This window comes from Nocardia miyunensis NBRC 108239, from assembly GCF_001613065.1.
Taxonomy (GTDB): Bacteria; Actinomycetota; Actinomycetes; order Mycobacteriales; family Mycobacteriaceae; genus Nocardia; species Nocardia miyunensis.
The window spans coordinates 76,088-94,742 of record NZ_BDBQ01000037.1 but is presented as its reverse complement, the minus strand read 5'-3'; the positions used below and the strand labels follow the sequence as shown (position 1 = coordinate 94,742).

At 67.9% G+C, this 18,655-nt stretch carries 17 protein-coding genes; 8 read left to right on the top strand and 9 right to left on the bottom strand.

Annotated elements, in window-relative coordinates; genetic code table 11:
* Window positions 1–252 precede the first annotated feature (252 nt).
* Complete coding sequence (locus NM2_RS15795; RefSeq protein ID WP_169816177.1) at window positions 253–1,356, top strand: acyltransferase family protein; 1,104 nt, start codon at window positions 253–255, stop codon at window positions 1,354–1,356.
* A gap of 187 nt (window positions 1,357–1,543) precedes the next feature.
* Here NM2_RS15795 and NM2_RS51635 read toward each other — a convergent pair whose 3' ends face one another.
* From NM2_RS51635 to fadD5, 3 genes are all read right to left on the bottom strand, one after another.
* Window positions 1,544–2,236, bottom strand: a complete 693-nt coding sequence (locus tag NM2_RS51635) for a rhodanese-like domain-containing protein (RefSeq protein WP_245718054.1) — start codon at window positions 2,234–2,236, stop codon at window positions 1,544–1,546.
* Complete coding sequence (locus NM2_RS51630; RefSeq protein WP_245718053.1) at window positions 2,206–3,144, bottom strand: rhodanese-like domain-containing protein; 939 nt, start codon at window positions 3,142–3,144, stop codon at window positions 2,206–2,208. Before NM2_RS51630 ends, NM2_RS51635 begins: the two co-directional genes overlap by 31 nt.
* A 229-nt stretch (window positions 3,145–3,373) precedes the next feature.
* Window positions 3,374–4,981, bottom strand: coding sequence for a fatty-acid--CoA ligase FadD5 (fadD5, locus tag NM2_RS15785; protein ID WP_067669214.1), 1,608 nt, complete (start codon window positions 4,979–4,981; stop codon window positions 3,374–3,376).
* A 169-nt stretch (window positions 4,982–5,150) separates the two neighbouring features.
* Between fadD5 and NM2_RS15780 the strand changes: the two genes are divergently transcribed.
* Entirely contained in the window at window positions 5,151–6,386 is a 1,236-nt protein-coding gene (locus NM2_RS15780; RefSeq protein ID WP_067669212.1) for an acyl-CoA dehydrogenase family protein, read from the top strand.
* A 38-nt stretch (window positions 6,387–6,424) separates the two neighbouring features.
* On the opposite strand, the gene NM2_RS15775 is transcribed toward NM2_RS15780, so the two are convergent.
* Both NM2_RS15775 and NM2_RS15770 read right to left on the bottom strand, forming a co-directional pair.
* Window positions 6,425–7,342: a universal stress protein gene (locus NM2_RS15775; RefSeq protein ID WP_067669210.1), complete on the bottom strand. Its 918-nt coding sequence runs from the start codon at window positions 7,340–7,342 to the stop codon at window positions 6,425–6,427.
* A gap of 170 nt (window positions 7,343–7,512) precedes the next feature.
* Entirely contained in the window at window positions 7,513–8,481 is a 969-nt protein-coding gene (locus NM2_RS15770; protein WP_067669208.1) for a zinc-dependent alcohol dehydrogenase family protein, read from the bottom strand.
* A gap of 83 nt (window positions 8,482–8,564) precedes the next feature.
* Here NM2_RS15770 and NM2_RS15765 point away from each other — a divergent pair, with 83 nt between their 5' ends.
* Window positions 8,565–9,209: a TetR/AcrR family transcriptional regulator gene (locus NM2_RS15765; RefSeq protein WP_174575639.1), complete on the top strand. Its 645-nt coding sequence runs from the start codon at window positions 8,565–8,567 to the stop codon at window positions 9,207–9,209.
* A 155-nt stretch (window positions 9,210–9,364) separates the two neighbouring features.
* On the opposite strand, the gene NM2_RS15760 is transcribed toward NM2_RS15765, so the two are convergent.
* From NM2_RS15760 to NM2_RS15745, 4 genes are all read right to left on the bottom strand, one after another.
* Window positions 9,365–9,718, bottom strand: a complete 354-nt coding sequence (locus NM2_RS15760; protein WP_157121115.1) for a hypothetical protein — start codon at window positions 9,716–9,718, stop codon at window positions 9,365–9,367.
* Window positions 9,719–9,954: 236 nt separating this feature from the next.
* Window positions 9,955–11,499, bottom strand: coding sequence for an acyl-CoA synthetase (locus NM2_RS15755; protein WP_067669201.1), 1,545 nt, complete (start codon window positions 11,497–11,499; stop codon window positions 9,955–9,957).
* An 8-nt stretch (window positions 11,500–11,507) separates the two neighbouring features.
* A complete protein-coding gene (locus NM2_RS15750; RefSeq protein ID WP_067669199.1) occupies window positions 11,508–12,635 on the bottom strand; it encodes a DUF5938 domain-containing protein in 1,128 nt (375 codons plus the stop codon).
* A gap of 62 nt (window positions 12,636–12,697) precedes the next feature.
* On the bottom strand, window positions 12,698–13,501 hold the full coding sequence (locus NM2_RS15745; protein WP_067669197.1) for an SDR family NAD(P)-dependent oxidoreductase: 804 nt from the start codon (window positions 13,499–13,501) through the stop codon (window positions 12,698–12,700).
* A 222-nt stretch (window positions 13,502–13,723) separates the two neighbouring features.
* Here NM2_RS15745 and NM2_RS15740 point away from each other — a divergent pair, with 222 nt between their 5' ends.
* The 5 genes from NM2_RS15740 (at window position 13,724) to dhaL (ending at window position 18,588) form a co-directional block, all read left to right on the top strand.
* Complete coding sequence (locus NM2_RS15740) at window positions 13,724–14,380, top strand: TetR/AcrR family transcriptional regulator (RefSeq protein WP_067669195.1); 657 nt, start codon at window positions 13,724–13,726, stop codon at window positions 14,378–14,380.
* Between the two features lie 327 nt (window positions 14,381–14,707).
* A complete protein-coding gene (locus NM2_RS15735) occupies window positions 14,708–16,168 on the top strand; it encodes an MMPL family transporter (RefSeq protein ID WP_245718051.1) in 1,461 nt (486 codons plus the stop codon).
* Window positions 16,123–16,917 (top strand): MMPL family transporter, encoded by a 795-nt coding sequence (locus NM2_RS51625; protein ID WP_245718050.1) that lies wholly within the window; start codon window positions 16,123–16,125, stop codon window positions 16,915–16,917. Before NM2_RS15735 ends, NM2_RS51625 begins: the two co-directional genes overlap by 46 nt.
* 40 nt (window positions 16,918–16,957) lie before the next feature.
* Window positions 16,958–17,980: a dihydroxyacetone kinase subunit DhaK gene (locus NM2_RS51620; protein ID WP_067669193.1), complete on the top strand. Its 1,023-nt coding sequence runs from the start codon at window positions 16,958–16,960 to the stop codon at window positions 17,978–17,980.
* On the top strand, window positions 17,977–18,588 hold the full coding sequence (gene dhaL, locus NM2_RS51615; protein ID WP_067669191.1) for a dihydroxyacetone kinase subunit DhaL: 612 nt from the start codon (window positions 17,977–17,979) through the stop codon (window positions 18,586–18,588). The genes NM2_RS51620 and dhaL overlap by 4 nt, the downstream gene beginning before the upstream one ends.
* Window positions 18,589–18,655: the final 67 nt, after the last annotated feature.

Genomic DNA, 18,655 nt, shown 5'->3' with positions numbered 1-18,655 from the left:
GGGACAGCAGCACCACGCGGTCCATCGGCAGAGCGTGCCGCATCGCTGTCGATCGAACGTCACTCGAACATCCTTCGGCGAGTGCGAAGGTGTGGCGGCCGCGGAACCACGGGATCGGGCTGGCAGTGTGCCCGCCAACGTCCGTGTTGCCGAATAGGTATCGGATCGGGCAGCGTAACGTATCGACGCCAGGGCCGGGTGCGGTCGATGACGACGATTCGATGAGGTGAGAGACGGATGGGATGGCGGCCGGTGACCGACACGGCATCGGCCACGCAGGACGGCACGCCTCCCGTGCCCGCCGCCATCTCCCCCGCTCGCGTCTCCTCCGGACGACGGGTCAGCTGGGACGTGATCCGGGTGCTGGCGCTGATCGAGATCGTGACCTTCCACGACACATATCTGGGCCCCACGAAGGAACCCGGAATCCCGGAACTGTCCCATCCGTGGACCCACACCTGCGGCGCGTCGATCCTGATCATGGTGTCCGGGTACTTCGCCGCCGTGACGCTCGGACGCAACCCGCCCGGGCGCTGGCTGGCTCGGCGGTTCGCGCGGCTGCTGCCCGCCTATCTCGTCGCCGTGGTCGTGGTGTACGCGCTCGTCAAGCTGTTCAGCTCAGCCGAGTTCAGCCTGCACGAGTTGCGGTGGGCCGATCTGGTCGGAAACCTGTTGCTGCTGCAGCAGTTGCTGCCGAACGTGGCGTTCATCGATCTGTCCTGGTGGACCCTGCCCGTGCAGGTCGCCGGGTTCACGGCCATGGCGCTGCTGGTCCGCGGGCGGGTGCGCGGCCGCGCGGTGATGCCGATCCTGTGGGCCGTGGTGCTGATCCCCGTGGTGATCCGCGAGATATGGATGGGCGACCATCCCGCCGAGTGGATGGTGATCGCGCTCGAGGGCAGCGGCCTGTGCCTGGCTCATCTGCTCGTGGCGGGCGTGGCCGTCCAGCGATGGGCGATCCGCCGCATCGGCACCGTGCATCTGGCGCTGCTGCTCGGCGCGGTACTGGTCGCCGAGAAGGTGCATCCGCCGCTGACCTCCGTCGTGCTGGTCGGCGTCGGCCTGGCGCTCATGTGCCTGGCCGCGCGCGGTCCCGACTGGCCTCTCCCGGCCGTGCTGGTGAAGCCGGTGCGCTGGATCGCGGCCCGGTCCTACGGCATCTACCTGATGCACCAGAGCGTCGGTTACCTCCTCGAGGACCGCCTCGCCCGGCTCGGCTGCCCGTCCTGGGTGTGGCTCAGCGGCGCGATCCTGGCCGCTGTCCTGCTGGGCTGGGGTGTCACCGCCTGGGTCGAGCGGCCCGCGTACAACGCCCTCCTGCGCCTCATCCGACGCGAAAACCCGTTCCCCGCATAGCTCCGCGGCACCAGTTCCACCGACACGCCCCGGGGCACAGTGATCCCGTGCTCTTGTTGGTCGCGGCGGCACCCGTGCCACTCAGGATGGATGTGGTCGAGTCCGAGGTTGCTTCGCGAAGGTTGTGCCGGTGCTCACGAATGGGTTCGGCTTCGGACTGTGGGAAGGTCGAGCGGCGCTTCGACGTTCACGACGTTTTCCCCTCGAAGTCGAAGTCGGGATCACCCTCGGAATTCCCCAGCAGGGCGTACTCCCATTCGAAGTAGTCGCGATACCAGGCGTCGCGTTCGGGGCCGAAGGGCGGGGGGCCGACGCGATCGGCGACATCCGCGGCATAGCGCGGGTCCGCGGCGGTCGAGGCGACGGGCACGCTGCTCGGTCCACCGGTGACCACACGCACATCATGACCGGCATCGAGCAAGTCTCGGGCGGCGAAATGGGGGCGATAGGTCACACCGGCACCGGCCTGCAGATCGGTGCCGACGTCGGCGGCGCTTTCGGTCAGGTCGTCACCGACCAGGACGATACGGCCACTCCCACGGGCTGCCGAACGCAGGTGTTCACGGCGCGCGTGGATCGAGCCCGGCAGGTGCCCGGCTTCGTATTCTCGCGAGGAACGCAGATCGAATACGTTTGGTGGAGAAGCGGATTCGAGCTCACGCGCAAGGTCCGCCCCGGAGATCTCCGGTGCCTCGGGCAGCGCGGGCGAATACGGCTGCGGCGGCGACGCCACCTCCGGGCGCACCACAGCCACCTCGATCGGCCCTCGATGCAGGTAGTGCAACCACTGCACGGTGCTGGCGGCGCGGACCAGGTCGGGGGTGTCGACGAGTACGACGCGGGCATCGATCACAGCCAGATGCTCGTCGGTCGTCTGCACCAGTTGCCCGCCCTGAATGTGCGCGCACCTCCGATCGTTCCGGCGGCGAATTCCCCCGGGGTGCGGATGTCGATCAGGTAGGTGGTGCGCACATCGTCCCCGGCCGATGCCGGTGCATCAACCACCCGCACGCCGAGCCGCGCGAGAGTCGTTGCCGCCCAATCGCGCAGGTTCGACGGAACATCCGACGGTACGCCGAGCGCGGTACCGGCACCGGTCTCGATCCGCTCCCCGGCCCACCCCCATGCCGGTGTGCCGTTGCGCAGGGAATAGACGCGATTGGGAACGCCGGTATTGATCAGCGATTGCGCTCCGACGATGCCGCGCGTGCGGCCCGCGCAGTTCACCACGATCGTGGTCTCCGGACCTGTGATCTGTTGCAGCCCACGGTAGGCCAGTTCCGAACCGCCGCCGGTGTCGAGTCCGCCGGGAATGTGGTGGTGGATGTACTCGGCGTGCGGGCGGCTGTCCAGGATGACCACATCCGCGCCCTCGGCACGCCACCGCGCGACCGTGTCCGCATCGACAGTTTCTGTGCCGAAATGCTTTTCGATCCACTCGCCGAGCGTCTTGCTCCGCACGTTCGTTCCGGTGTACAGGCGGCCGCCGGCCGCGGTCCATCCCGTCAGGCCGTCCCGCACGACTGCGACATCGGTGTACCCGAGGCTGGCCAGAATGTGCGCGGCACGGTCGTCGAGTTCGGGTTCGGAGGCCAGCACGATTGTCGTCGCACTCCGCGGAACCGCCTGTCGGATACGGTGTTCCAGGTCGTGCAGCGGCAACCCGCTGCTCACGGCGATGTGCCCGGCGGCGCGAGCAGCGGGTGCGCGAACGTCCAGGAGCGCCACCTCACGGTCCCGGTCGTCGAGTAGCGCGCGCAGCTCATCGCCGCTGATCGTCACGGTCATCGAACACTTCCTCGTCTCACGAACGTACGGCCGCTGGGCGCAGCGCGCGAGCAAATACCCCGAAAGCCGCTCTGCGACACAGGGTTCCAGCGGCGCGACGACATCACACCGACTGCCCGCGGCACGCGCACAGCTGCACGGGCCCGGGTCATGGGAGCTATTTTGCAAAGCAAACGTTCTCGCCGGAAGTATTGGACTCGCGCTGAACTGAACGCGCGTGAGCGTCCGCTCAGTCGGCCAAACCGGCGTCCTTGCTCCCGTAAGCCTTGCGGAGTTCGGGCTTGACGACCTTTCCGCTCGCGTTGCGCGGCAGCTCGCCCAGGATCACCAGATCCTTCGGATGTTTGAAGCGAGCGAGATTCTCGTCGAGATACGGCTCGAGTTCGGCGAGGGGCAGCTCACCGGCGCCGTCGGCGAGCACGACCACGGCCACCGGCACCTCGCCCCACTTCTGGTGTGCGCGACCGATCACCGCGGCCTCGGAGATCTTCGGATGCCCGTACAACACGTTCTCGACCTCGGCGCAGTAGATGTTCTCACCGCCGGAGATGATCATGTCCTTGGCGCGGTCGACGACGTAGAGGAATCCCTCCTCGTCCTGGCGAACCAGGTCGCCGGAATGGAACCACCCGCCGCGGAACGCCTCCGCGGTCCCCTGCGGGTTCTGCCAGTAGCCCTTCATCAGATTCGGGCCGCGGTAGACGATCTCGCCGACCTCGCCGGGCCGCACGTCGTTCATCATGGGATCGACAATGCGCGCGGTGACCGCGGGCACCACCTTGCCGATCGAACCGATCTTGCGCAGCGCGTCCTTGCCGTCGAGGACGCACGTGACCGGGGACATCTCGGTCTGCCCGAACGCGGTCGTGTTCAGCGCCTGCGGGAAGGTCTCGTTCATCGCCGTGAGCACCGAATCCGAAGCCGGGGCGGCGCCCCAGCTGATGGTCCGCAGCGCGAGTTCGCGCGGCCTGGCCCGCTGTGCCGCGCAGACGGCCTGCCATTGGGCGGGCACCATGAACACCGAGGTCGTACCCTCGCGTTCCAGGGTGTCGAGCATGGCGTCGGCGTCGAACGCACCCAGCGGATGAATCACCGCCCGGATTCCCCGGTAGAAGACCGGCGCGAACCCCGCGATTCCGGCGATATGGAAGATGGGCGGGACGATCGACGCGACGTCCTCGTCCGTACCGCCGGCGGCCGCGTTGATCGTGGTCACCGCCTGCGCCTGCAGGTTGGTGTGAGTGAGCATGGCGCCCTTGGGTTTTCCCGTGGTGCCCGAGGTGTACATGATGAGCGCGACGGTGTCCTCGGGGACGTCGATCCCGGGCAGATCGGAGGGATCCTCGGTCAGCAGCGCCTCGTAGTCGAGATGCGCCGGATCCGCGTCGCTGTCGACCACGATCATCGTCTCGATCGCATCCGTGGCCGCGCTCACCGCATCCAGCAGCGGCACAAGCGGTTTCTCGGTGACGATGACCTTCGCGCCGCTGTCGGTGGCGAGGTACGAGACCTCCGCCGGGCTCATGCGGATGTTGACCGGAACCGGGATCGCGCCGATCAGGTTGGCTCCCAACACCGCTTCGATGTACTCGGTACGATTCAGCAGTGCCATGAGCACGCGGTCGCCGAACCGCACGCCGCGGCGGTACAGGGCGGCGGCGAACGCGCGGGACCGTTCGTCGAGCGCGCGCCACGTGGTCGAGGAGTCGAGGTACCTGATCGCCGTGCGGTCCGGCGTCATCAGCGAATGGCGATGTACCTGGTTGTTCCAGTGGTTACGTCGCGAGCGCAACGGTTCGGTGATCGATTCGTTCGTCGACTGCGTGGTGGCGGTCATGCTCACTCCTGTCACCGCGGCCCGATGGACCTGAACTGCTGCGGGTTATGTGCCCTGGGTCACAGGGTAAGCGAGACGACGTTCTCTCCGCTCCGAGATGACCGCTCGACAGAACTTGTGAGAACATTACTCTCAAGATCGACAAGTCATATTCTCAGAGAGTTCCGCCATGACCGAACGCCACACGACAATCGAACCCGTCGACAGTTTTCGCGACCGGGCTCGCCGCTGGCTCCGGGAGAACCTGCCGCGCACGACCGAGTACTACGTCGGCGCCTTCGAGGACGCCGTCTGGACCCGCCATCGCGAACTGCAGCGGACCCTGTTCGACGGCGGGTTCGCCGGGATCTGCTTCCCGAAAGAGTATGGCGGACAAGGACTTACACCCGCTCATCAGCGGGCGTTCAGCGCCGAGTCGCTCGGCTACGAGATGCCGTTGGCGCTCAATGTGCCGACCTTGGCCATCTGTGCGGCGACACTGCTTGATCTGGGGACCGAGCAGCAGAAACGCGCCCGGCTCCCCGCGGTCCTGCGGGGCGAGGAGCTCATGGTGCAATTCCTGTCCGAGCCGCGGGGCGGGTCCGACCTCGCCGGTCTGATCACCCGCGCGGAACCCGACGGCGAGGAATGGGTACTCAACGGAACCAAGATCTGGAGCTCGGGCGCGTACGCCGCCGACTACGGGCTCTGCCTGGCTCGCACCGATTGGAATGTGCCCAAACATCAGGGGCTCACGCTCTTCCTCGTACCCACCAAGGCCCCGGGCCTGACCATCCGCCGGATCAAACAGGTCACCGGATCGGTCGAATTCTGCGAAGAGTTCTTCGACGACGTCCGGCTTCCCGCCGGCTCGGTGGTGGGCGAGGTGGGCGGCGGCTGGGCGGCCGCGAGCACGCTGCTGCACCACGAACGCGCCGCGGTGGGCGGCAGCTCGCCCTATATCAGCGGCGACCAGCCGAATCTCGGCGGCGAGGCCGACACCCTCATCGATCTGGCCCGCACCACCGGATGCCTGGACGATCCCAGCGTGCGGGAGGACATCGGCGCGGCGCGCACGATGCGCATCGTGCGCGACCAGTTGATCGCCCACGTCTCCGGTGCGATCGCCATCGGCGACATGCCCCCGGCCGCGGGTTCACTCGTCCGCCTGCTCGGCGCGGAAACCACCTGGCTGCAAACGGATTCCGCACTGCGCATCGCGGGCACCGCGGCGGCGACCGGCGCGGCGGATGGCCCCGGCACCGGACAGGTCGGCATCGACTACCTGTTCCGCAACGCGGGCAGCCTCGGCGGCGGCAGCACCGAGATGGCCCGCAACCTGATCAGCGAACGCGTCCTGGGCATGCCCCGCGAACACACCGCCGACCGCGACATCCCGTTCAACCAGGTTCCCCGGGGAAGATGACCTCGGCCGACCGGGTGAAGCCCGGGGGAGCACGACACCTACTCGGCCGGGCTCGCGACACCGGGCTCGCGGGCGACCATGATCGGGCATTCGACCGACTGCACCAGCGCCCGGCTGGTCGATCCGAGCAGCATCCCGGTGAATCCGCCTCGGCCGCGGCTGCCGACCACCACCAACTGCGCGTTATCGGATTCGGCCAGCAGGGCGCGCGCGGGCTGATCGCGCAGGACGATACTGCGCACCGGAACGTCGGGATGACGCTCGCGGTGCACGGCGAGATCTTCGCTCAGCCGAGCGAACTCCTTGTCCCGCACGTCATCCCATGCGCCGAGGGGAAATTCGCCGCCACTCGAATCACTCCAGCACCGCAGTGCGGTGAGTTCCACGCGCCGTCGCGCCGCCTCCTCGAACGCGATCGCGACGGCGGCCACATTCTGCTCACTCCCGTCGACACCGACGAGAACCGGCTTGTGCGCGGAGACCGCGTCGCTGCCCGCGGTCCCGCTCACCACCACGACCGGGCAGTGCGCGTGGTGAATCATGGCCCAGCTCACCGAACCGAGCAGTGCGCGCTGGATCGCGCCCCGGCCCCGGCTGCCGACCACCACGGCGCGCGCGCCTCGCGATCGTGCGATCAGAACGGCGATGATGGGATCGAACGTCACCTCCCGGTGGATTTCGACGGGGTTCGCGGCGGTCACCTCCGCCGCGATCCGCGCCGCCTCGGCCACGATCTGCTCACCGCCGCCGCGCATCTGCTCGACCACCTCCGCGGTCACGAATGCCCCGGGCCCGTACGCCACCTCGAATCCCACCGAGGTCAGCACATCCAGCGGGCATCCGTGCAGCGCCGCGTCGGCGGCCGCCCACGCCACCGCCTCGTACGACACGACGGACCCATCGGCGGCCGTGACGATCGGAGCACCGATCTCGGCTCCGCGGACTTCCTCGGTCATGAGCTGCTCCCCTTTTCACCCGATCGGCTGATGTCCAGGCTGCAAGAACCACGTCCGGTGTCCGGGCCCCCTCCGGCCTCGGACGCCACACCGCACACTGGTGGAAACGAGCGTCGTGTCTCACGGTAACGCCACATCCCGCGCGGCCGCGCGCCCGGGTGGATCGCCCCTCACCGCGTCGGGGTGAGCACTATCCGGCCGAAGACCTCTCCGTCGTCCATCCGCTGATGGGCCTGTGCCGCCTGGTCGAGCGAAAGTATCTCGTGCACAATCGATTTCAACTCTCCCCGAGCGGCGTCGGCGAAGATCTCGGCGGTGACGGCCTGCCGCTCGGGCATGGGGACGGTGTCGGCGCTGAAGGTGGCGAAGGACATCGACTTCTGGAAGGCCGCGACCATCTCCTTGCCGAAGTCCGCCGGTGGCCAGCCGCCCATCGCGCCGACGGCGACCATGCGGCCGTTCGGCTCGAGTCTGCTGAAGAACGCGGGCAGATCGGGTCCGGCGACGATGTCGATGATGACGTCGTATCCCGCCGGAGCGTCGGCCGGGCCCCGGCCGCTTCGGTCCAGCACATGCGTCGCGCCGAGTGCGCGCAGACGATCGCCGCGCTCGGCCGAGGAGGTCGTGACCGCCACCGCACGCGCACCGGCCCGGGCCGCGAACTGGACCGCCATGACGCCGATACCTCCGGCCGCACCGCGCACCAATACCGACTCGCCGCGCGCGAAATGCGCATGGCGCAAAGCGAAATGGGCCACAATTCCCGAAGTGCCGAGCGTCACCGCGTCGGCGGCCGACAAGGCGTCCGGCAGCGGGATGAGGGTCGCGGCAGAGCTGAGGGCTTGTTCGGCGTACCCGCCGCCCGTGCCGGTGAACGCCCACACCCGCCGCCCCACCCAGGCGGTGTCGACGCCCTCGCCGACGGCGGTCACGGTACCCGCGACCTCGCTGCCGAGGATGTGACCGGAGGCGAATCCGTAGTCGCCCAACGCACCGCTGCGGATCAGCGCGTCGACACCGCCGACACCGATCGCCTCGGTCGCGATCGACACCTGCCCGCCGCCCGGACTCGGGTCGGGCAGGTCGACCACCGCCAGACCATCGGGACTTCCGAACTCTTCGACCACCACAGCGAGCACTGATTTCTCCGTATTCTCCTCGACCGGAACCGACCAGTGGGACCGTAACGGACGCCCCCGTCCGTTTAGCTAAAGTGAGAGCGGTGACCGCCCATTTGCCTCACAACCTGCGATCGGACGCCCGGGACAACCGCGAACGCATCCTCGACGCGGCCCGCTCGATATTCGTCACCGACGGCCTGGACGTGCCGATCCGGGAGATCGCCCGCCGCGCCGACGTCGGCCCCGCCACGGTCTACCGCCATTTCCCGACCAAGGAGATGCTGATCGCCGAGGCGTTCACCGATCAGATGCTCGCCTGCCGGTCCATCGTCGACGAAGGACTCGCCGACCCCGATCCATGGCTCGGCTTGTGCGGCGCGATCGAGAAACTCTGCGAACTACAGGCCCGCGATCACGGCTTCACCGCGGCCTTCATGTCCACATTTCCGCATGCGATGGACTTCGCCGCCATCCGCACGGCCTCGCTGACCGGCGCGGCCGAGTTGCTCGGCCGCGCCAGGGACAGCGGCCGACTGCGGCCCGACGTCGTGCTGGACGACCTGATCCTGATGATCATGGCCAACAACGGAATTCACGCGACTACGCCCGCCGCGCGCCTCGCGGCCTCCCGCCGTTTCGCCGCCCACATGATCGAGGCGTTCCGCGCGTCCGCCGAATCCGCACCGCTGCCACCGGTACCCCGATTGGTGCCTGCGGTGGCGCTGCGCGGCCCCGCACACCAGTGAAATGCACTGATGGACAACAGTTTCGGACCGCGTGGATCGCCGATCACGGCGCCGGGCCGCTGACACCGGCACCGGCTCCAGCATCACCCTCGACGCGAGCATGTCGGCGAAACACTGTATTGATCAACGGTTTTCGGCTGCCACCAGCAACTACCTCAAGGCAGGACCTGCGGAACTATCCCCGGGTTCGTCGCGCCGACCAGAGCGCCGATCACGGTGCCCAGGGCGGATCCGGCCGAGCCGGTCACCGAGCCCGTCGCCAGGCCGACGGCCGACCCGATCGCGGAACCGACCGAGCCGCCCAGGGACGCGCCGTTCAGGACCGGGTCGGGGATCGCGGCATTCGGATTCGTCGCGGTGTCCTCGCTCTGGAGCGGAATACCCGCGACCGGCGCGGCCACCGGCCCGGTGTCGGCCGAGGCGATCCCGGCGAACACGGCGGTCGCGGCCACCGGGAGGGCGACGACAGCCACCGCACGCCGCACTGTGAACAGGGTGTTTCGGAGCATCTTCCCCGCCTTTCCACCCATCGGCGCAACGCGGGGCACGGCAAACGGTACGGCCGCACCCACGGTGGCCGAGATGTACCAGGATTCGCGCCGCCGGCGAGGCGCATCTCAAACGATACGGCGGCACAACGGATCACAGTCCATCTCGACATAACATGTTGGCGTAGAAGCGATTACGGTGCGGGCAGCGTAATCTTGCCCGCACCGTAATCGATGGACTCCGACCTGGGGCGGGCTCAGATCGCGTACTTGTCCCGCATCGTCGCCCGGACCTCACCCTTGAGAATCTTGCCGACCTTGCTGCGGGGCAGCTCGGTCCAGATCTCGATATCCTTGGGCGCCTTCACACTTCCGATTCGTTCCTTGACGAACGCGATGATCTCCGCACTCTCGACCTGCTGGCCGACCCGCAGTTCGACCGCTGCGGTGACCCGCTCACCCCACTTGGGATCGGGGAGCCCGACGACCGCCGAATCCTTCACCGCGGGATGCGCGAGCAGGGCTTGTTCCACCTCCGCGGAGTAGACATTGAACCCGCCGGTGATGATCATGTCCTTGGCACGATCGACGACGAACAGCAGACCCTCCTCGTCCAGATAGCCGATATCACCCGTGTGATGCCACCCGAAGGCGCTGACTTCGGCTGTCGCATCAGGATTTTCGTGATAGCCGTCCATCACCAGCGGTCCGCGCACGACGATCTCGCCGCGCTCACCCCGGGCGAGCAGTGCGCCCCGCTGGTCCATGATGGCGACCGTGGTCAGCGGCGTCGGCCGACCGGCCGAGCCGAGCCGCTCGACCGCCACAGACCCGTCCGGGCGGAAGTGATCGGCCGGCGCCAGCGTGGCGATCATATTCGGCGCCTCGGTCTGTCCGAACAGCTGGCCCAGGACGGGTCCGATCCGCTGTAGCGCCTCCCGCAATCGGGTCGGCGACATCGGTGCCGCCCCGTACCAGAGACATCGCAGCGAACTCAGGTCGCGGTGGTCGAGATCCGGATGGTCCAGCACGCCGTAGATGACCGTCGGCGGCAGGAAGGCGTGCGTGATGCGATGCCGCTCGACCAACGCCAGGAATTCCCCGATGTCGGGCGCGGGCATGATCACCACCTCACCGCCGAGGCTCAGGATCGGGAAGCTCAGCACGCCCGCCGAATGGGTCAGCGGCGCGAGCGCGAGATACCTGGGCCGATCGCCGAACGGATAGCTCATCAGCGCGAGCGCGGTCGAGGTCATCATGTTGATCTCGGTGAGCCGCACGCCCTTCGGCCGCCCGGTGGTGCCGCCGGTGCCGGCCAGCATGCACAGGCCGCCCTCGGGGCGGCGCGACTCGTCCGGCTCTCCGGGATGCTCGGCCAGCCAGTCCTCGAAGGGCGTCGCCCACTCGACGTCACCGTCGAGGCAGACGAGCCATTCCAGGCGTGGCAGATCACCGCGGATCCGGTCGACGAGCCCGGCGAACTTCTCCTGGAAGAACAGCAGCCGACACCCGAACAGGTCGAACAACTGCCGGTTCTCCTCGGCCTCGTTGCGAGGATTGACCGGGCACCACACCGCACCCGCCCGCGATATGCCGAATACGCAGGTGAGTGCGAGGGGGTCGTTGGCCGCCAGCACCGCCACCCGATCGCCCGCCGCGATGCCGGTGCGCTGGAGCGCACCGGCGATGCGAGCGGATCGATCCTGGACCTCGCCGTAGGTGGCGCTCACGCCGCCGGTCGTGAGGCAGGGCGCCTCGCGACCGAGCGACGCGCCTTTGTCGAGATAATCCGCGAGACGCATCGTCGACCTCAATGGTGAACGGTGACAATGGGATCCAGCACGAGGCCGAACGCGCGCAGCGTGCCGAGCAGTTCGCGGTGCCCGAAAGCCTGGCAGCTGGAAGCGAATCCGACGCGACGCGGCGGGCCCTGCACCAGTGCGGCCGCGGCGTGCGCGTTGAGCAAAGCGGTCTGCTTGTAGTTGCAGTTGCCGTGAATCACGCAGTGCGCGCGCCCGAGTGGACCCGAGGCGTACACCGAGTCCAGTGAGGTGTTGATCCGGGGGTTCTCCCGCGGGGGCATCTCGCTGCGGATCGCGGCCGACTGCTCGTCGATGATGCGGTACTTCTCCTCTTCGGACTTGCCTTCCATCTGCTGCAACGCCGCGGCCACCAGCACCGGAACACCCTGCATCAGTGGACGATTGAACACCCCGCCCAGCGCGCGGGCGTTGGCGACGCGCGGATCGTTCTTGAACCACACCGGATGCGAGGTGCCGCCCCAGGGCAGCGCCAGGCCGAGTTCGTGCTGTCCGGGCACGCTGACCGTGTAGAGCCCCTCCTCGGGCGGCCATTCGACGTACTCGTTCTGCTCGAGGTAGTACGCCTTGGCGAAGGCCGCGTTGGTGAGGATGGTGTTGGTCGAGGCGACGGTGGGATGACCCTTCCAGAACACCTGGATGTCGAGGGTGTCCAGGCCCGGGTTCTCCAGGCAGATGTTCGCGGCGATCTCGCCGATCGAGTACATCTGCGCCAGGCCGGGCGTGAGAAGCAGTCCGCGCGAAGCGAAGTCGGCGCCGTACCGGGCCTCGACGTCGATCATCCAGTTCTGCTCGCCGTTGGTGTCGGTGTAGTGGGCCCCGATCTCCAGGCAGGCCTGCACGACCTCGTGACCGTAGCGGGCGAAGGGCCCGACGGTGTTGAGCACGACGCCCGCACCCCGGAACGCCTCGGTCAGCGCCGCGGTGGTGTGCTCGACCTCGACGATCTCGTGCTCGACGGTGTCGATACCGGGCACGGCGTCGACCGCGGCCTTGACGCGCCCGTGGTCGCGCCCGGCGGCCAGGAACGGAATGTTGTACTCGCGCAGGTACTCACAGATGAGACGACCGGTGTAGCCGGAGGCTCCGTAGACGACGACGCGCTTGTCGGTGGGCATGGCTGAACTCCTCGAAAATCGGCTGTCGGTGAAAGTTGTTGCGATGAAAGGGAATTACCGGGCTACATGCCCATGCCGCCGTCGACGGGCAGGCCCGCGCCGGTGATGAATTTCGCCGCGTCCGAGGCGAGGAAGACCACGGCGTCGGCCATGTCGTCGATCTGGCCGAGGCGGCCGAGCGGGGTCAGCTCGGCGACCGCCAGCGCCGCGGCCTCCGGGGAGGGGAACAGACCGAGTTCGGCGCAGTCGACGGCGAGCTTGTTGCCCATGGCGGTCGGGGTCAGCGCCGGATAGATGCAGTTGACCCGCACCCCGTACCCGAGTTTGCCGGATTCGGCCGCGGCAACCCTGGTCAGGCGGTCGATGCCGGACTTGGTCGCCGAGTACATGCCGATGCCCGGGAACGCGATCGTCGCGGCGACCGATGCGATGTTGACCACGGCTCCGCCGCTCCCGGCCGCGCCGCCGGGACGCATGGCACGGAAGGCGTGCTTGATACCCAGGGCTGTACCGAGCAGATTGACCTGCAGCATCTTCGACGTCGCGACGGGGTCGAGATCGACCAGCAGATTCGTGACCTCGATCCCCGCGTTGTTGACGACGATGTCCAGTCCGCCCAGGGCCTGCACCGTCGTGGTGACCGCCGACTCCCATCCGGCGTCGTCGGTGACATCGAAACCCACGAATTCGGCCTTCGCGCCGGTCTCGCGCAGTTCCTCGACGGCCTGCTGACCGCCCTCGACGTTGACATCGCCGATCGCCACCGAGGCGCCCGCCGCCGCCAGCGCCTGCGCCATCCCCGCGCCCAGGCCCTGCGCCCCGCCGGTCACCAGTGCGCAACGTCCGGCCAGGTTGTAGCTCGTCATATCGATACCTCTTCGTTGAGATTCGCAAGCGTGGAGAACTTGCGAGTGCGATGTGAGACACAGCCGTGGTGTGTCGCAGGCCACAGTAGGTGGAAATCTTGACAATCGTCAAGACTTTCTTTGACACTCGTCAAGAGTTCTTTGGACGCTCGTCAAAGGCCAGCCCTGCCCGTACCGCTACACTCGGAGCACAGACATGACGTGAACCCGACAGGACTCGACGTGACGCAGGTCGCCGACCCCAAAGCCCGTGTGGCAGAACGCGCCCGCGACAAGTTCCAGGCGCGGCGTACCGAACTGGCCAGGGCGACCCTGCACACGCTGGCCGAACTCGGCTACGCGCGAACCAGCCTGCGCGAGATCGCGCAGAACTCCGAGTACTCACACGGCGTGCTGCACTACTACTTCACCGACAAGCTCGACCTGATCGCGCACGCCGTACGCCAGTACGAGGCGGTCTGCGTCACCCGATACGACGAGGTCGTCGCCTCGGCCGAGACCGCCCAGGGCCTGCGCACCGAGTTCGCCGCGACCTTCTTCGGCACGCTGGCGGCCGACGCCGCGGTCCATCGGCTGTGGTACGACCTGCGCAACCAGAGCCTGTTCGACGACTCCTTCCGCGACGACGTCCTCGATATCGAAGCCCGCCGCGAGGAGATGATCTGGCGGGTGGTCTCGCGCTACTGCGAACTCTCCGGCACCGAATCACCCCTGGCGTCCGGCACCGTCTATGTCGCCATCGACGGAATCTTCCAGCGCGCCCTGCTGCACCACATCGCGGGCCGGGCGGCCGAGATCGACCAGGCACGCGATCAACTCGACGCGGTGTTCGCCCTGCTGACCGCCTCGGTCGACGCTTCGCCCCGAGCCATTTCCTGATCGGTTGCCGCCGAAGGCAACTCGCCGCGGCGGGCGGTAACCCCTTCGCACACCCGGGATCCGGCGCCCGCTCGCGAGCCCGACATCCGGATCAGCACGAAGGCCGCCGCGACGATCGAATCCGCCGCCAGGAAGCACCTGACCGCGGATGCACCCGATTTCGCGACCAGGCAACGTCGCCGCAGGTGCACCGAAGTGACGTCATCCGCCGGTATGCTGCGAGATTGCGGGCTGTGCTGGCACGGCGAGCGATTCCGGCGCGGCACCCACGCAAGAGCGAAGTAGGCCACCGGTTCGACTGATCGTTGCCACGGGAAAGGCCGCTGGATGTCCACCTATTTGTATCGCTTGGCGAAATGGTCCCTCAGCCACCGCAGGCTGGTGCTTGCCCTATGGTTGCTGCTCGCGGTGGCCATGATCGTGCTCGGCACGATGAGCGGCGGGAAGACCAACGACAACTTCACCATTCCGGGCACCGAATCCGATGATGTGGCAACGCTGCTGACCCGGCAGATGCCCGCGGCCGCCGGTGGGCAGACACAGATCGTGCTGGCCACGCACGGCAACGCGAAGATCACCGACGCCGGGAACATGGCCTCGATCGGTGAGATGATCACGAAACTGCGGGCGATTCCGGGCGTCGTCGCGGTCGGTGACCCCTTCCAGACCAAGACGATCTCGCCGAGCGGGCAGGCGGCCATCGCGACCGTGCAGTACTCGCAGGCCCCGGCGGACGTGCCTGACTCGACCTTCGACGCGGTGCGCAGCGCGGTCGAACCGGCACAGAACTCCGGTGTGCAGGTGGAGTATTCCGGCAGCGCCTACCCCGGATGGCTCATCTCGGTGTCCGAAGTGCCCGAGATCGTCGGCATGATCATCGCGTTCGTGATCCTGCTGGTCACCTTCGGCGCCTTCGTGGCCGCGGGCCTGCCGATCCTCAACGCGATCGTCGGGATCGTGGTCACGCTGATGGGAGTCACCGCGCTGGCCTCGGTGGTCACCATCGCCTCGGCGTCGACCACCGTGGCCATCATGCTCGGCCTGTCGTGCGGCATCGACTACGCGCTGTTCATCCTGTCCCGCCACCGCAACAACCTCATGACGGATATGAGCGTCGAGGATTCGGTGCCGCTGGCGGTCGGCACCGCGGGCAGCTCGGTGGTGTTCGCCGGGATCACGGTCATCGTCGCGCTGTGCGGGCTGGCCGTCGCGGGCATTCCGTTCCTCACGGTGATGGGTCTGGCGGCGGCGGCCGCGGTTCTGGTCGCCCTGCTCGTCTCGCTCACGCTGCTGCCCGCGCTGCTGGGTTTCGCGGGATGGACGGTGGCGAAATTCCTGCAATCCCCGCTGCGTCCGGGACGTCCCGAGGCGATCGCCCGGCAGGCCGTCGAGCGGCCCGAGCGCACCGCGGGCGCGGTCTGGGCGCGATTCGTCGTGCGGTGGCGGATTCCGGTTCTCATTCTCGGCATCGCCCTGCTCGCGCTGATCGCGGCACCGGCGACGCAGATGAATCTCGGCCTGCCCAGTGGCTCGTCCAAACCGACCTCGGACACCCAGCGGCGGGCCTACGACATCGTCGCCGAGAATTTCGGGCCCGGGTACAACGGGCCGCTGCTGGTCGTCGTCGACAACGTCACCGATCCCGCCCAGGTCACACCGATCATGCAGGCCCTGAGCAAGCTGCCGATGTCGAGACCGTCATTCCCGCAGCCAGTAACGGCGCTCTGGACACGATCCAGGTCGTGCCGAAATCCGGCCCGAACGATCCGAAGACGGCCGATCTGGTGAACTCGATTCGCGACCAGCGCAGCACGATCGAGGGTTCCACCGGCACCCGGATTCTGGTGGGCGGGACGACCGCGTCCAATATCGACGTCTCGGCGAAATTGTCCGCGGCACTGCCGGTCTTCCTGGCCGTGGTGGTCGGCCTGGCATTCATCCTGCTGACCTTCGCCTTCCGCACCATCTGGGTGCCGATCAAGTCGATCATCGGCTTCCTGCTCTCGGTGGGCGCGGCGTTCGGCGCGGAGGTGGCGCTGTTCCAATGGGGTTGGGGGCAGCACATTTTCGGTATCGCGCCGAGCGAGATCGTCAGCTTCCTGCCGATCATCATGCTCGGCATCATCTTCGGATTGTCCAGTGACTACGAGGTTTTCGTCGTCTCCCGGATCAAGGAGGACTTCACCAAGAACGGCGACGCGCGCCTTGCCGTCGAGCGTGGCACGGGCTACTCCGCGCGCGTGGTGACCGCCGCCGCGCTGATCATGTTCTCGATCTTCGTCGCCTTCATGATCAACAAGGATCCGACGATCAAGGCGATCGGATTCGGTTTCGCGGTGGGTGTGCTGCTGGACGCCTTCGTCGTGCGGCTGACGCTCGTCCCCGCGGTCATGGCCATCGCGCACCGCCAATTCTGGTATCACCCACAGTGGTTCGCCAAGTACGTCCCGAACCCGGATATCGAGGGCGAGCGCCTCGAGCAACGGCTGGCCGCGGCGGCCGAACGCTCCGAGGAACCGGACACGGTCGCACCGTAGCCTCGTCGATGAACCCTTCCCCTCCCGCAGGAGCCGCTCGATGAGCTACTTCGCCCATTCTCCAGACGATCTGGTCGACCGTGCGCTCGCCGGGTTCGCCCGCGCGCACGCCGGATCGGTCTCGTACACCGCGGATCCGGGCTATCTGAGCGCCGTGGACCCCGCGCCCGGCCGCGTGGTCGGGCTGGTCTCCGGCGGCGGATCGGGACACGAGCCGATGCACGCCGGGTTCGTCGGCCGAGGCATGCTCGATGCCGCCTGTCCCGGAAGGATTTTCGCCTCACCGCACAATCGGCAGGTCTACGAGGCATCGCGCGCGGTCGCGAAATCCGATGGCGTGCTGCACATCGTGAAGAACTACACCGGGGACCGGATCAACTTCGGCATCGCCGCCGAGCGCCTCCAGCACGACGGCATCGCCTGCGAACGCGTCCTCGTGGACGATGACGTGGCGACCGACTCGGAGGAAATCGCCGTGGGCCGTCGCGGCACCGGCGCGACGGTGATCGTGGAGAAGCTGCTCGGCGCTGCCGCCGACGAGGGGCGCTCCCTGAGCGATCTGGCCGGGCTGGGCAAGCGGGTCGTCGACGCGAGTCGCAGCATCGCGGTGGCTTCCGCCGCGCAGACCGTGCCCGGCACCGGCCGTGCGGCATTCGAACTGCCCAGCGACGCAGTCGAATACGGCGTCGGCATTCACGGCGAACGTTCCGGACGGGTGCGCACGGACGCCGAGATCGACGAACTGGTCACCGATATGGCCGACGCGGTGGTCTCGGCGCTGGGACTGGCCTCGGGCTCTCGCGTCATCGCACTGGTGAACGGCCTCGGCGCGACGACCTCACTGGAGCTGTACGGCGTATTCGCCCGTCTCGCAACGATTCTCGACCAACACGGCATCGTGCTGGAGCGTCAGCTGATCGGTTCCCTGGTGACCGCACTGGATATGCGCGGCTTCTCCTTGTCGCTGACCCGCACCGACGACGAACTGACCCGGCTGTGGGACGCACCGGCCCACACCGCCGCCTGGACCGCCACCGACCGAACCGGCGAGGACGCACGATGACCGAAACCACCGCCCGCCACTGGATCCTCGGCTTCGCCGACCGGGTCACCGCCGCCGAACCCCAGCTGACCGCCTACGACCGGGCCGCGGGCGACGGCGATTTCGGCGACAACATCGCCGGCGCGGTCGCGCTGGTCCGCACCGAACTCGCCGTCCTGCCCGAAACCGCCTCCGCGAGTGAGGTTCTGGCCACGACCGCGACCGTATTCCTTGACCGGGTGGGTGGTACCAGCGGCCCGCTGTTCGGCCTGCTGTTCCAGGCTCTGAGCAGGGCCGTGGGCGACACTCTGACCCCCGCCGCCCTGGCCGAGGGCGCGGCCGAAGGTCTGGCCGCCATCCAGCGGGTCGGCGAGGCCCAGGTCGGCGACAAGACCCTTGTCGATGCCCTCTCCCCCGCCGTCGACGCACTCCGATCTCTCCCCTCCGACACCGGAGTGGACGAGGCATTCCAGGCCGCCGCGACCGCCGCCGTCGACGGTGCCCGCGGCACCAGGGACATCCGCGCCCGCCGAGGCCGGGCCAGCTATGTCGGCGACCACGCGATCGGCGTCCCGGACCCGGGCGCGGTCACCATCGGACTGCTCTTCGGCGCATCCGAGCTGGACTGAGCTCGCCGCGCTCCCGCGCCAGTTCGGCTGTGGTGGCGCGGGACTCGATGCGCCCGCTGATGCGGAG

Coding starts and splice junctions, on each gene's coding strand:
- NM2_RS51620 (WP_067669193.1), top strand. CDS start 16,958: ATGAGCTACTTCGCCCATTCTCCAGACGATCTGGTCGACCGTGCGCTC.
- NM2_RS15745 (WP_067669197.1), bottom strand. CDS start 13,501: ATGACGAGCTACAACCTGGCCGGACGTTGCGCACTGGTGACCGGCGGG.
- NM2_RS15750 (WP_067669199.1), bottom strand. CDS start 12,635: ATGCCCACCGACAAGCGCGTCGTCGTCTACGGAGCCTCCGGCTACACC.
- NM2_RS15775 (WP_067669210.1), bottom strand. CDS start 7,342: ATGACCGAGGAAGTCCGCGGAGCCGAGATCGGTGCTCCGATCGTCACG.
- NM2_RS15735 (WP_245718051.1), top strand. CDS start 14,708: ATGTCCACCTATTTGTATCGCTTGGCGAAATGGTCCCTCAGCCACCGC.
- dhaL (WP_067669191.1), top strand. CDS start 17,977: ATGACCGAAACCACCGCCCGCCACTGGATCCTCGGCTTCGCCGACCGG.
- NM2_RS15760 (WP_157121115.1), bottom strand. CDS start 9,718: ATGCTCCGAAACACCCTGTTCACAGTGCGGCGTGCGGTGGCTGTCGTC.
- fadD5 (WP_067669214.1), bottom strand. CDS start 4,981: ATGACCGCCACCACGCAGTCGACGAACGAATCGATCACCGAACCGTTG.
- NM2_RS51630 (WP_245718053.1), bottom strand. CDS start 3,144: ATGACCGTGACGATCAGCGGCGATGAGCTGCGCGCGCTACTCGACGAC.
- NM2_RS15780 (WP_067669212.1), top strand. CDS start 5,151: ATGACCGAACGCCACACGACAATCGAACCCGTCGACAGTTTTCGCGAC.
- NM2_RS15755 (WP_067669201.1), bottom strand. CDS start 11,499: ATGCGTCTCGCGGATTATCTCGACAAAGGCGCGTCGCTCGGTCGCGAG.